The following is a 12,865-nucleotide window of genomic DNA, read 5'->3' as shown; positions in this document are numbered from 1 at the left end:
GTGCGGGGGCAGCGCCCCCGCACCTGCTACAGCGAACGCAACAGCACCGCCGGGGACTCCACGCAGTCGGCCACGTACCGCAGGAAGCCCCCTGCCGTGCCGCCGTCGCAGACGCGGTGGTCGAAGGTCAGCGACAGCTGGACGACCTGACGAACCGCCAGCTCACCCCGGTGCACCCACGGCTTCGCCACGATCCGGCCGACGCCGAGCATCGCCGCCTCCGGGTGGTTGATGATCGGCGTGGAGCCGTCCACGCCGAACACGCCGTAGTTGTTCAGGGTGAACGTCCCGCCCGTCAGGTCCGACGGAGCCAGCTTCCCGGCCCGGGCGACCTCGGTGAGGCGGGCGAACTCCGCCGACAGGGACTCGGCGCCGCGCGTCTGCGCGTCCCGGACCACCGGGACGACCAGGCCGCGCTCCGTCTGCGCCGCGAAGCCCAGGTGCACGGACGGCAGCCGCACGATCTCGTTCGCCGCGAGGTCCACGGTCGAGTTGAGCTCCGGGTACTTCGCCAGCGCGGCCGTGCAGATCCGGGCCAGCAGCGCGAGCACCGAGACCTTCGGCCCGCCCACGGCGTTCATCGCGGCCCGCGCCGCCATCAGCTCGGTCGCATCGGCGTCGACCCAGCACGTGGCGTCCGGGATCTCCCGGCGGCTGCGCGACAGCTTCTCGGCCACCGCACCCCGCAGGCCCTTCAGCGGAATCCGCTCACCGCTCACCGCGGCCGCCACGGGGGCGGAAGCGGGCACGGCCGCCGTCTGCGGCGCGCGGATCGCCGCCTCGACGTCCGAGCGCAGGATCAGGCCCTCGGGCCCGGACCCGTGCAGCGCGCGCAGATCGATGCCGTGGTCCCGTGCCAGCTTGCGCACCAGCGGCGAGATCACCGCGACGGGACCGAGCGCGACGGGAGCCGGCGCGGCGGGAGCGGGTGCGACGGGAGCCGGCGCGATGGGAGCAGGTGCGGGAGCAGCGGCAGCAGACGGCGCTGCGGAGCCAGGTCGCACCCGCCTCCGACGCGCCGTGCGCGAGTGGTCCGTCCCGTAGCCGACCAGGACGTTGCCCGAGCCGGCGTCCTCGGGCTCCACCACCTCGTCCGCGCCCGCACCCACCGCCACCGTGATCAGCGGTGCTCCGACGGGGAGTTCCGTGCCCTCCTCCCCGAACCTGGCGGTGACAACACCGCCGTACGGGCACGGCACCTCCACCATCGCCTTGGCCGTCTCGACCTCAACCACCGGCTGGTCGATGGCGACGACGTCGCCCACCGCGACCAGCCAGCGGACGATCTCGGCCTCGGTCAGTCCCTCCCCGAGATCGGGGAGCTTGAACTCCATTACCTGCGGCATCAGTTCTCCCACTGCAGGCGGGCCACGGTGTCCAGGATCCGGTCCACACCGGGCAGATGGTGCTTCTCGAGCATCGGCGGCGGGTACGGGATGTCGAAGCCCGTCACCCGCAGCACCGGCGCCTCCAGGTGGTGGAAGCACTTCTCCTGGATGCGGGCGACGAGCTCCGCGCCCGGTCCGGCGAAGCCGTTGGCCTCGTGGACCACCACCGCGCGCCCGGTGCGGCGTACGGACGCCACGACCGTGTCCTCGTCGAACGGGACGAGCGAGCGCAGGTCCACGACCTCCAGGTCCCAGCCCTCCTCGCGCGCCGCCTCGGCCGCCTCCAGGCACACCGGCAGCGAGGGCCCGTACGTGATCAGCGTGGCGCTCGTGCCGGTACGCCGGACGAGTGCCTTCCCGATCCCCGGCACGGCCGCCGGCGTCTCGGGGTTCCACTGCGCCTTCGACCAGTACAGCCGCTTCGGCTCGAGGAAGACCACCGGGTCGTCGCTCGCGATCGACGCGCGCAGCAGCCCGTACGCGTCCTCGACGGTCGCCGGGGTCACCACGTGCAGGCCGGGAGTGGCCACGTAGTACGCCTCGGAGGAGTCGCTGTGGTGCTCCACCCCGCCGATCCCGCCGCCGTACGGCACCCGGATGGTGATCGGCAGCGGCATCGCGCCGCGCGTGCGGTTGCGCATCTTCGCCACGTGCGAGATGAGCTGCTCGAACGCCGGGTACGCGAACGCGTCGAACTGCATCTCCACGACCGGCCGCAGCCCGTACATGGCCATGCCCACCGCGGCGCCCAGGATCCCGGCCTCCGCGAGGGGGGTGTCCGTACAGCGGTCCTCGCCGAACTCCTTCGCCAGGCCGTCCGTGATCCGGAAGACCCCGCCGAGCGTCCCGACGTCCTCGCCCATGACGTGGACCCTCGGGTCCTCCGCCATGGCGTCGCGCATGGCCCGTCCCAGGGCCTGCGCCATCGTCGCCGGCTTCACGGCCACCGTGGTCACGACTGCTCCTCCGCGTCGAGCTCGGCGCGCAGCATCTCCGCCTGCTCGCGGAGCCGGCCGGTCTGCTCCGCGTAGACGTTTTCGAACAGGTCCATCGGGTCGAGCACGGGCTCGGCGTTCATCCGCTCGCGCAGCGTCGCGGCCATCGCCTCGGCGGCGTCCTTGGCCTCCTGGATGCCCGCCTCGTCCAGCATCCCGCGCGCGGTCAGCTCGCGCTCCAGCAGCTCCACCGGGTCGTGCGCCTTCCACGCCTCGACCTCGGCGTCACCGCGGTAGCGGGTCGCGTCGTCGGCGTTCGTGTGGGCCTCGATGCGGTACGTGACCGCCTCGATCAGCGTCGGTCCGCCGCCGGCCCGGGCCCGCCGGACCGCCTCGGACAGCACCTCGTGCACGGCGGCGATGTCGTTGCCGTCGACGAGGCGGCCGGGCATGCCGTACCCGACGGCCTTGTGGGCCAGGGTGGGGGCGGCGGTCTGCTTGGCGAGCGGGACGGATATGGCGAAGCCGTTGTTCTGGACGAGGAAGACCACCGGGGCCTGCCAGACGGCCGCGAAGTTCAGGGCCTCGTGGAAGTCGCCCTCGCTGGTGCCGCCGTCGCCCACCAGGGCGAGGGCGACCACGTCGTCGCCCTGCAGCCGGGCCGCGTGCGCCAGGCCGACCGCGTGCGGCAGCTGGGTGGCGAGCGGGGTGCTCAGCGGGGCGATCCGGTGCTCGCGCGGGTCGTAGCCGGTGTGCCAGTCGCCGCGCAGCAGGGTCAGGGCCTGGACGGGGTCGAGTCCGCGCGCCACGGCCGCGAGGGTGTCGCGGTAGCTCGGGAACAGCCAGTCCTGCTCCTCCAGGACCAGTGCGGCCGCGATCTCGCAGGCCTCCTGGCCGACCGTGGAGGGGTAGACGGCAAGCCGGCCCTGCTTGGTGAGGGCGGTGGCCTGGGCGTTGTAGCGGCGGCCGCGCACCAGCTCGGCGTAGCAGCGGCGCATCAGCTCGGGATCGAGCTTCTCGGCGGCCGGCGTGCCCAGCACCCGGTACGGCTCGGGGTCCGGGAGCAGCGGGGCGGCATCCGTACGGGGCCTCCAGGCGGGCGGCGGGGTGGATCGGTAGGACGCACCGGCACCGGGCAGCTCTTGGACCGTCATGGCGGCGTACACCTCCTCGTGGGAAGTCGTCTGGGCGCCCGGGGGGTACCCCCCGCGGTGGCTGGGGGATTGTGAGGCGCCTCACCAACCGATTGTTCGGTCGATGGCGCAATTTGGCTACAGGCGGCTCCAGGCTGTGGACAAAGTGGCGCCGGGGCCCTGGGATGGGTGCAGGACGTCCAGGAGAGGGAGGCAGTGGGCCATGCCGGATGAACAAATGGCCGCAGCGGGTTCCGCACCGGTCCCCGCGGGAGGTGCGCCTTCCGCCCCACAGGCCCCGCCCCGCGCCCTGGATCCGATCGACCGTTCGATCATGCGGCTGCTCCAGGCGGACGGCCGCGCCTCGATACGGTCGGTGGCCGAGCAGGTCCACGTGTCGCGGGCGAACGCCTACGCCCGGATCAACCGGCTGATCGACGACGGGGTGATCCGCGGGTTCACGGCCCGCGTCAACCACGAAAGAGCAGGCCAGGGCGCCTCCGCGTACATCACCCTGAAGATCGTCCAGAATTCCTGGCGCACGGTCCGCGAGAAGCTCCGCGAGCTCCCGGGCGCGGCGCACATCGCCCTGGTCAGCGGCGACTTCGACGTCCTGCTCCTGGTCCACACGCCGGACAACCGCACCCTGCGCGAGCTGGTGCTGACCCGCCTCCAGTCCATTCCGGAGGTCCTCTCGACGCGCACGCTGCTGGTCTTCGAGGAGACCGACCTCCTCGACGCCGGCCCGAGCGGCGGCCCGGCGATCTCCGAGGAGTAGGGGCACGGAACGCGACAGCGCCCCGGGAACGGGCCCGGAGGGCCGTTCCCGGGGCGCTGTGCGAGGCGCCTACGGGTGGATCACTTGGTCTCGTAGTAGCCGAAGATGTCGACGATCAGGTCGGCGGTGTCCCAGCTCTGGTTCCAGAAGTCGACGACTCCGTTGACCCCGCCGGAGCTCGCCTGGACCAGGTTCGGGACGGTCTTGCCGGCCGTCCAGTTCAGGGTGGATGCGGTGGGACGCGTCAGCTGCGCCTCGGTGCCGCTCTCGTACTGGTCCGGCGTGTTCGTGTCCGGGGCGACCGAGAGGAAGCCCGCGTCCTTGGTGTTCGTCACCGTGGTGTTCAGGACATAGCCCGCGATGCCCTGCTCGCCGTGGGAGATGGGCATCCAGATGTAGCCCCGGGGGTACATCGGCCCCTGGCCCCAGGCACGGGTGTCGAGCATCCGGCCCGGGGTAACCGGCATGAAGGAGCCCGAGCTGTCGGGGCTGTAGTAGCCGACGACGTCGACGATGACGTCGGTCCCGGCCCAAGCGCCGTTGAAGACGTTGACCTTCCCGTCGCCGCCGACCGGGACGACCACCGAGTTGGCGACGGTCTGCCCGGCCTTGAAGTTCACGTTCGAGGTGTTCGGAGCCTGCTGGCCGCTCGGGTAGGCCGTCAGGTGGCCGTCCTCGCGCGGGCCGGTGGCGGTCACGTTCAGCGCCACGGCGGTGGCGTTGGCGGGCACGTACCAGCCGCCGAGCTGCACGCCGATCGTGCCGCGGCCGGCGACCTGGCCCTGGGGCGCGCCCTGGCCGGAGCGGGTGTCCACGGCGCGGACCGGGGCCATCGGCGTGTAGCCGCTGGCCGCGGTGCGGGTGAAGTAACCGGTGATGTCGGCGATCAGGTCGACCGCCGTCCAGCTGCCGTTGTAGAGCTCGACGGTGCCGTCCTTGCCGACCGGCACGACCACCAGGTTCGGGACGGTCTGCCCGGCCTCGAAGTTGAGGTTCGAGGTGGTCGGACGCGTGCCGCCGCCGGGGAAGGCCGTGACGTGCCCGGGGTTGGCGGCGTTGGTGACGGTGACGTTCAGGGCCACGGCCGTGACGCCCGCGGGGATCTTGCCGTTGCCGGCGATCTTCACCTTGGCCGAGGAGTACGCCTGGACCATGCCCTTCGGGGCTCCGGTGCCGGTCCGGGTGTCCAGGAGACGGGTCGGGGCGTACGGGGTGAAGTCCGAGCCGACCGTCGACAGCGGGAGCTCGTTGACGACCTCGGCCTGGTTCACGGAGTCCGTGACGGTGACCTTGACGTTGTACTCGCCGAGCTCGGCGTAGCTGTGCTTGAGCGACACCTCCTGGCCGGGGAAGGCGTCGACGCCGTCGGTCGTGCCGTCACCCCAGCTGTAGGTGACGCGGAGCGTGGCGCCCGGGGAGCTGAGGACCTGGGCCCGCAGTTCGATGCCGTGCGCGGACGTGCTCTGGGCGTCGAGGACGAGGCCCAGGTCCGGGTTGCCGGCGGCGGCGGTCTCCGCGCCCTGGGCGGTGGCACTCGCGCCGGCCTTGCCCTTGGCCGCGGGCAGGGCCTTGCGGACCGAGTGCTCCGCGGGGCTGTGGAACTTCTTGACTTCGGATGCACCGAGCTTGCCCAGGTCCGCTCCGGGAGCGGACACCCCCTTGGCCGCCGGTGCGGACGGACCCGCGGCCGGACCGGCCGCCTGAGCCATGCCCGGGATGAAACCAACGCTGGCCGCGACGACGACGGCAGCGGAAACTACGAGACGGCGACTGCGCACCGGCCCCCCCATTTTCTCTTTTGCTTGAACATGTTCGAAAGCATGTTCATCGTACATACCTGCGCGGCGATCGATCAGAGAATATGCCGCCAGTTCGAACGGATCATGGCCGGTCACCGACCGCGTACGGTCCGCAGGCCGTCGAGCGCCATGTGGACGACCGCGTCGGCCAGTTGGTCCGCGGTGGTGCCGGGGTGCGGGCGGTACCACTCCACCAGGGAGTTCACCATGCCGAACAGCAGCCGGGTGGCCAGCCGGATGTCCACGTCCGCCCGCAGGTCCCCGTCGGCCGCGGCGGCCTTGAGGAGCTCCGCGACCTGGTGGTCGAACTCCCGGCGGCGTTCCAGGGCCCAGCGCTCGGTCCGGGTGTTGCCCCGGACCCGCAGCAGCAGCGTCACGTACGGGAGCTCGGCGACCAGGACCTCGACCGTGCGCCGCGTGACGTACTCGACCCGCTCGACCGCCCGGCCGCGTACGGCGCCCGGCTCCTCCAGGACGGCGAAGAGCCCGTCGAGCGCGCGGCTGACGGCCCGGCGCAGGAGCTCCTCCTTGCCCGCCACGTGGTGGTAGATCGAGGACTTCGAGATGCCCGCCGCCTTGGAGAGGTGCTCCATGGAGGTGCCGTCGTAGCCCCGCTCGTTGAAGACCTGGACGGCGACCGACAGGAGCGTCTCGGGGGTGTACGTGTCGCGCCTGGCGGTGGTCATTCGGCATCCTCCGCGTAGCCGAGCTTGAACAGCGCCAGCGAGGGCGCGTAGCGGCCGCCGGGACAGCGCTCGTCGAGGTGGTGCAGCAGGTCGTACGCCCAGTCGCGGCCGAGCCGGCCGTGCCATTCGGACGGACCCAGCGGGTAGTTGACGCCGAGCCGCATCGCCGTGTCGATGTCCTCGGCGGTGGCCGCGCCGCGCGCGACGGCGTCGGCGGTCAGGTCGATCAGCATCGCGACCGTGCGCGCCACGATCATGCCGGGCACGTCGCCGATGACGGAGACCTGCTTGCCGAGCTTCTGGAACAGGCCGACCGCCTCGGCGAGGGTCCGCTCGCTGGTGTCCGCGCCGGCGGACAGCGCGATCCGGGTGGCGCCGCGGTAGTCGAGTGCGAGGTCGAAGTAGACGACGTCGGCGAACTCGATCGAGGTCTTGCCGTCCGCGAGCACCAGCTGGCCCTCGCCGGGCAGCTGGATGTACGGGCCCCCGTGCTCGGTGGAGGTGACCGCGATCCCGGCCTCCTCGAGCAGCTCGACGAGCCCGGCGGCGGGACCGAGGTCGCCGACCACGGTGACCTTCTCCGGGGCGTCCTCGGGACCGGCGGTGTGCGGGGCCTCGGCCTCGGCGTCCGGTCCGTACGGGAACCAGCCGTGCCCCGACTTGCGGCCCAGGCGGCCCGACTGGACCAGCCGGCGCTGCGCGAGGGACGGGGTGAACTTGGGGCTCCGGAAGAACGACTCCCACACGGAGCGGGTGACGGCCTCGTTGACGTCCTGCCCGATCAGGTCGGTCAGCTGGAACGGGCCCATCTTGAAGCCGCCGCACTCGCGGAGCACGGCGTCGATGGTGGCCGGGTCGGCGCCCTGCTCCTCGTACACCGCGAAGGCCTCGGCGTAGAAGGGGCGGGCGATCCGGTTGACGATGAAACCGGGGGTGTCGGCGCAGCGGACCGGCGTCTTCCCCCAGCCCAGCACGGTGCGGTACGCGCGCTCGGCGGCGGCCGGGTCGGTCGCGAAACCGCTGACCACCTCGACGAGCGGGAGCAGCGGGGCCGGGTTGAAGAAGTGCAGGCCGAGGAAACGGCCGGGGTGCGCGAGGCCGGCGGCGAGCTCGGTGACGGAGAGGGAGGAGGTGTTCGTGGCCAGCAGGGCGTCCGGCGCGACCACCTCTTCGAGTGCTCCGAAGAGCGCGCGCTTGACGCCGGTGTCCTCGACGACGGCCTCGATGACGAGTGCGGCGCCGGCGAGATCGGCGAGGGCGGAGGCCGCACCGATCCGGCCGATCGCGTCCTCTGCCTCGGCGGGGTCGAGACGGCCCTTCGCGGCCATGCGGTCGACGCGGTCCTGGACGATGCCCACGCCGCCGGCGGCGAGCTCGGCGTTGATGTCGTAGATCAGCACCCGGTGACCTGCGAGGAGGGCGACCTGGGCGATGCCCTGCCCCATGGTGCCGGCGCCGACGACCGCCACAGTGCGGGACCGCTCGATTGCTGTCATGTCCTGATCCTCCCGCACCGGGTTATCCACAGGCCTGCCGGGCCCTCTTGTCCCGACCGATCGTTCGGTTACTCTAACTCCAGTCTGCTCTTCTTCACCCGCCCCTGCCTGATCTCAGTCTGCGACCCAGCCTGATCTTGCCCGGCTCAACGAGGAGTTGGTCCCTGATGGCCGCCGAGCTCACCGTCCCCCAGCTGTCCGACAAGCACCGGTCCACCCTGGACCAGGCCCTGGCGGCCATCCGCAGCCGCGCCTACTGGTCCCCGCATCCGGAGCACCCCAAGGCCTACGGGGAAACCGCGCCGGCCGACGGGCTGGCCGCCTTCGAGGCCGTCCGCGGCACCCGCTTCGACCTGGGCCAGCCCGGCACGGACGGCTGGACGGGCGCCGAGGTGTCCCCCTTCGGCCCCGAGCTGGGCGTCGAGTACCCGCACGTCGACCCCGACGTGCTGCTGCCCGCGATGAAGGCGGGCATGGGCGCCTGGCGCGACGCCGGCCCCGAGGCGCGCGCCCTGGTCTGCATCGAGATCCTGGCCCGGATCGGCGCGCGGACGCACGAGTTCGCGCACGCGGTCATGCACACCAGCGGCCAGGCCTTCATGATGGCGTTCCAGGCGGGCGGCCCCCACGCGCAGGACCGCGGCCTGGAGGCGGTGGCCTACGCGTACGAGGAGCAGATCCGCGTCCCGGGCCAGGCCGACTGGTCGAAGCCGCAGGGCAAGAAGGACCCGCTGGAGCTCGGCAAGACCTTCACGGCCGTCCCGCGCGGCATCTCCCTGATGATCGGCTGCAACACCTTCCCGACGTGGAACGGCTACCCGGGCCTGTTCGCCTCCCTGGCCACGGGCAACGCGGTGCTGGTCAAGCCGCACCCGCGCGCCGTGCTCCCGCTGGCGCTGACGGTGCAGGTGGCCCGCGAGGTCCTCGCCGAGGCGGGCTTCGACCCGAACCTGGTGGCGCTGGCCGTGGAGCGCCCGGGCGAGGGCATCGCCAAGGCCCTGGCCGTCCGCCCCGAGATCAAGCTGATCGACTACACCGGCTCGACCGAGTTCGGCGACTGGCTGGAGACCAACGCCCGCCAGGCGCAGGTCTACACCGAGAAGGCCGGCGTCAACACGGTCGTCGTCGACTCGACGTCGAACTACAAGGGGATGCTGTCCAACCTGGCGTTCTCCCTCTCCCTGTACAGCGGCCAGATGTGCACCACCCCGCAGAACCTGCTGATCCCGCGGGACGGCATCGAGACGGACGCCGGCCACAAGTCGTACGACGAGGTCGTCGCCGACCTCGCGGCCTCGGTCGGTGGCCTGCTGGGCGACGACGCCCGGGCCAACGCGCTGCTCGGCGCCCTGGTCAACCCGGACGTCAAGACCCGCCTGGAGGCGGCGGCCGGCCTCGGCGAGGTGGCGCTGGCCTCCCGCGAGGTGGTGAACCCGGAGTTCCCGGACGCGGTCGTGCGCACCCCGGTGATGGTGAAGCTGGACGCAGCCAAGGCCGATCCGCAGGCCCCGTACCTGTCGGAGTGCTTCGGCCCGGTCTCCTTCGCGGTCGCCGTGGACTCCACGGCGGACGCCCTGGACCTCCTGCGCCGCACGGTGCGGGAGAAGGGCGCGATGACGGTCGGCGCGTACACGACGTCCGCCGACACCGAGCGGGCCATCGAGGAGGTCTGCCTCGAGGAGTCGGCGCAGCTGTCGCTGAACCTGACGGGCGGGGTCTACGTCAACCAGACCGCGGCCTTCTCGGACTTCCACGGCTCGGGCGGCAACCCGGCGGCGAACGCGGCCCTGTGCGACGGAGCCTTCGTCTCGAACCGCTTCCGCATGGTGGAGATCCGCCGCCAGGCCTAGGCCTGGCGGGGCCCGCCCCAGTGGAAGAGGGTCATGGCCACGCTCGTGGCCAGGTTGTAGCTGGAGACCTGCGGCCGCATCGGCAGGGAGACCAGGTGGTCGGCCCGGGCACGCAGCTCGGGCGAGATGCCGTGGCGCTCCGAGCCGAAGGCGAGCAGGGCGTCGTCCGGGAGGGTGAGGGCACGGATGTCCTCGCCCTCCGGGTCGAGCGCGTACAGCGGCCCGGCGGGCAGGGTGTCGATCTCCACCCGGTCCACGGTGGTGGCGTAGTGCAGCCCGGCCCCGGCCCGGACCACGTTCGGGTGCCAGGGGTCGAGGTCGCCGCGGGTCACCACACCGGTGGCGCCGAAGCCTGCGGCCAGCCGGACCACGGCGCCGACGTTGCCGAGGTTGCGGGGGTTGTCGAGCACGACGACGGGCGCGGTCCGGGGCCGGCGCTCCAGCCGGGCCCGCCCTTCGGCCCGGTCGGGCCGTACCGCCAGCGCCGCGACCCCGGTGGGGTGGACGCGGGGCAGCAGCGTCTTCAGCTCGGCCCTGCGCACCAGCCGTCCGACCTCGTCCGCCACGTCCGGCGCCAGCTCCCCGGCGAGCGCCCGCACGGCATCGGGGTCGTCGGCGACGACGGCCCGCACATCGGCCCCGAACCGCAGGGCGTGCTTCAGCGCATGGAACCCGTCGAGGAGGACGAGGTCCGCCCGCTCGGCCGCGTCCCGCCACTCCCGCCCGGTCTGCTCACTCATGCCGCCGAGCCTACGGGCCCCCGGCCTGCGCCTTCCCCACCAGGGCGGGCCCGGCATCGGCGGCCGCCGGAGCCGCGGCCGCGGCCCGGACCCGCGCAGCCACCCGCACCCCGCCGCAGGCCCTGGCCCCCGCCCACACCAAGAACCCCGTCGGCAGGAACACCGCATCGGCGGCGATCATCGCCAGCGAGAAGAACGGCAACCCCAGCAGCACCGCGATCCCGGCGTGCTCCAGCATCATCAGCCCGAGCAGCACGTTCTTGATCCGCCGGTTGAACACCGTGAACGGAAACGCGACCTGTACCGCCACGGTCCCGTACGACAGCAGCATCACGAGCGTCCCGCTCCCCGCCACCACCGACGACAGCCCCGGCCACGGCGTGAAGTAGTCCAGCCCGAGCGGGTAGTACAGCGCGGTCCCGTCCTGCCAGCGCGATCCCTGGATCTTGTACCAGCCGGCCGTCGCGTAGATCAGGCAGACCTCCGCCATGATCACCAGCAGCCCCGCGTTGTGCACCAGGTTCGCCAGGACGTCGAGGACCGCCCGTCCCTCGCCCTCCGGCTCGTACCGGTCCACCATCCACCACACCGCGCAGACCACCCACAGTGCCGCGAAGGCCGCCAGCCAGCCGTAGCCGAGCCGCGCCGTCACCGCCCCGTACCCGAGGACCGCGCCCAGCACACCCCACAGCACCGGCCCGGCCGACCCCGCAGAGGCCGACCCGCGCAGCCGTGCGCGCCGCGCGTCCAGCGACCACACCTGTGCGCACCGCGTCAGCACCAGGTACATCGCCATCAGGTGGATGACGTTGTCCCCGCCGTCGCCCATGAACACGCTGCGGTTCTGCAGCGACAGCACCCCGACCATGAACACCACGGACGTCGCGCGCGTCCGCCAGCCCAGCATCAGCAGCAGGCTCGACAGCACCGACACCGCATAGACGATCTCGAACCACGGCGTGGAGTCCGACCACATCAGCACCGTGAAGGCGTGGTTCGAGTCGATCAGCCGCTCCGCCAGCCCGAAGCTCCAGGGCCCGTCCGGCCCGTACAGCTCGTGCCGGTTCGGGAATTCCCTCAGCAGGAAGAACAGCCAGGTCGCGGAGAAGCCGATGCGGACGACGGCGCTCTGGTACGGGCCCAGCGCCCGTCCGGTGACCCGGGCGACCGCCCGGCCGGCGGCGGCGCGCGCCCGCCTCACACCCTCCACCACGGCAGCTCCCGGTAGTAGGTCTGCGTGTCGGTCTTCTCGTCGCTCCACGGCGGCGCCGCCACCGCCCGCGTCGCCGAGCGCAGCTGGATCCGTACGATCTCGCCCGCGGCGACCCCGTCGTCCGCGAGCCGGTCCAGCGCGATCCGCCGCAGGTACTGCTCCGACAGCTCCCCGCGCTCGCCGATCGGCTTGTCGTCCTCGTCGTGCGACCCGGTGAAGAAGTCCCAGGCCCGGCGCAGCTCGTTCTGCCGCACGTGGCTCGGCAGCAGGCTGTGCCGGATGGCCTCGCCGTCCTGCGCGGACAGGTCGCGCCAGGCGCTCGCGACCGGCTCGCCGCCGGCCGGCGTGCGCACCTCCGCCCGTACCTCCACCGCGATGTTCTGCTGGAGCGGGTTGGGGGCGAAGAGCTTCCAGTTCTGCTCGAACTCGGGGTAGATCCAGTCGTCGACCGTCTGGGCGTGCTGCTTGCTCACCGTGTTGGACGGGGCGACGTGCAGGAAGACCAGCGCCAGGTGCCCGCAGGCGGCGAGGCCCACGGCCGCCAGGGCGAGGGCCGTGACGACCCGGTAGGGGGCGGACAGGCCGGCGATCCCGGGCGCCCGGGGCGGCACCGGACCGGCGGGCGTCTCGGCGGACGGACCGGCGGGCGGACCGGCGACCGGATCGGCGGGCGGATCGACCGGCGGGCGCGCCGACGGGACAGCCGGGCGATCGACCGGCGGAACGACCGGCGGAACAGCCTCTTCCGCGGTCTCGCGCTCGTTCGAATCCATCCCGCCCCGATCGTCCGGCGTCCACAGGGTTGACCTCAGAGGTTGACACCCTACGGGCCGCCGACCCACCATTG

11 protein-coding genes are annotated in these 12,865 nt (G+C 72.5%); 2 read left to right on the top strand and 9 right to left on the bottom strand.

Annotated features, from left to right (window positions below; genetic code table 11):
* Positions 1-26 precede the first annotated feature (26 nt).
* Genes ACFYXK_RS15240 through pdhA form a run of 3 tightly spaced genes read right to left on the bottom strand, consistent with a single transcriptional unit; the run spans position 27 to position 3,477 of the window.
* On the bottom strand, positions 27-1,346 hold the full coding sequence (locus ACFYXK_RS15240) for a dihydrolipoamide acetyltransferase family protein (RefSeq protein WP_389411535.1): 1,320 nt from the start codon (positions 1,344-1,346) through the stop codon (positions 27-29).
* Positions 1,346-2,344, bottom strand: a complete 999-nt coding sequence (locus ACFYXK_RS15235; protein WP_389411534.1) for an alpha-ketoacid dehydrogenase subunit beta — start codon at positions 2,342-2,344, stop codon at positions 1,346-1,348. The genes ACFYXK_RS15240 and ACFYXK_RS15235 overlap by 1 nt, the downstream gene beginning before the upstream one ends.
* On the bottom strand, positions 2,341-3,477 hold the full coding sequence (gene pdhA / locus ACFYXK_RS15230) for a pyruvate dehydrogenase (acetyl-transferring) E1 component subunit alpha (RefSeq protein WP_389411533.1): 1,137 nt from the start codon (positions 3,475-3,477) through the stop codon (positions 2,341-2,343). Before pdhA ends, ACFYXK_RS15235 begins: the two co-directional genes overlap by 4 nt.
* Before the next feature lie 202 nt (positions 3,478-3,679).
* Here pdhA and ACFYXK_RS15225 point away from each other — a divergent pair, with 202 nt between their 5' ends.
* The gene (locus ACFYXK_RS15225) at positions 3,680-4,234 is read left to right on the top strand and encodes an Lrp/AsnC family transcriptional regulator (RefSeq protein ID WP_389411532.1); all 555 of its coding nucleotides are present in this window, start codon (positions 3,680-3,682) and stop codon (positions 4,232-4,234) included.
* A gap of 80 nt (positions 4,235-4,314) precedes the next feature.
* On the opposite strand, the gene ACFYXK_RS15220 is transcribed toward ACFYXK_RS15225, so the two are convergent.
* The 3 genes from ACFYXK_RS15220 to ACFYXK_RS15210 all read right to left on the bottom strand — a co-directional run bounded on the left by ACFYXK_RS15220 (position 4,315) and on the right by ACFYXK_RS15210 (position 8,215).
* The gene (locus ACFYXK_RS15220; protein WP_389411531.1) at positions 4,315-5,943 is read right to left on the bottom strand and encodes a PKD domain-containing protein; all 1,629 of its coding nucleotides are present in this window, start codon (positions 5,941-5,943) and stop codon (positions 4,315-4,317) included.
* Between the two features lie 182 nt (positions 5,944-6,125).
* On the bottom strand, positions 6,126-6,719 hold the full coding sequence (locus ACFYXK_RS15215) for a TetR/AcrR family transcriptional regulator (RefSeq protein WP_053787048.1): 594 nt from the start codon (positions 6,717-6,719) through the stop codon (positions 6,126-6,128).
* On the bottom strand, positions 6,716-8,215 hold the full coding sequence (locus ACFYXK_RS15210) for a 3-hydroxyacyl-CoA dehydrogenase (protein WP_389411530.1): 1,500 nt from the start codon (positions 8,213-8,215) through the stop codon (positions 6,716-6,718). Before ACFYXK_RS15210 ends, ACFYXK_RS15215 begins: the two co-directional genes overlap by 4 nt.
* Before the next feature lie 167 nt (positions 8,216-8,382).
* Between ACFYXK_RS15210 and paaN the strand changes: the two genes are divergently transcribed.
* Positions 8,383-10,065, top strand: a complete 1,683-nt coding sequence (gene paaN, locus ACFYXK_RS15205; protein ID WP_389411529.1) for a phenylacetic acid degradation protein PaaN — start codon at positions 8,383-8,385, stop codon at positions 10,063-10,065.
* Here paaN and ACFYXK_RS15200 read toward each other — a convergent pair.
* From ACFYXK_RS15200 to ACFYXK_RS15190, 3 genes are read right to left on the bottom strand one after another with little or no spacing between them, the layout of a single operon-like run.
* The gene (locus ACFYXK_RS15200) at positions 10,062-10,805 is read right to left on the bottom strand and encodes a TrmH family RNA methyltransferase (protein ID WP_389411528.1); all 744 of its coding nucleotides are present in this window, start codon (positions 10,803-10,805) and stop codon (positions 10,062-10,064) included. The genes paaN and ACFYXK_RS15200 overlap by 4 nt on opposite strands.
* A 10-nt stretch (positions 10,806-10,815) precedes the next feature.
* On the bottom strand, positions 10,816-12,015 hold the full coding sequence (locus ACFYXK_RS15195; protein ID WP_389411527.1) for an HTTM domain-containing protein: 1,200 nt from the start codon (positions 12,013-12,015) through the stop codon (positions 10,816-10,818).
* Entirely contained in the window at positions 12,003-12,791 is a 789-nt protein-coding gene (locus tag ACFYXK_RS15190) for a DUF5819 family protein (RefSeq protein ID WP_389411526.1), read from the bottom strand. The genes ACFYXK_RS15195 and ACFYXK_RS15190 overlap by 13 nt, the downstream gene beginning before the upstream one ends.
* Between the last annotated feature and the right edge of the window lie 74 nt (positions 12,792-12,865).

This window comes from Streptomyces sp. NPDC002209 (assembly GCF_042890265.1).
Lineage (GTDB): Bacteria > Actinomycetota > Actinomycetes > Streptomycetales > Streptomycetaceae > Streptomyces.
This window is presented reverse-complemented; position numbering and strand designations above follow the sequence as displayed.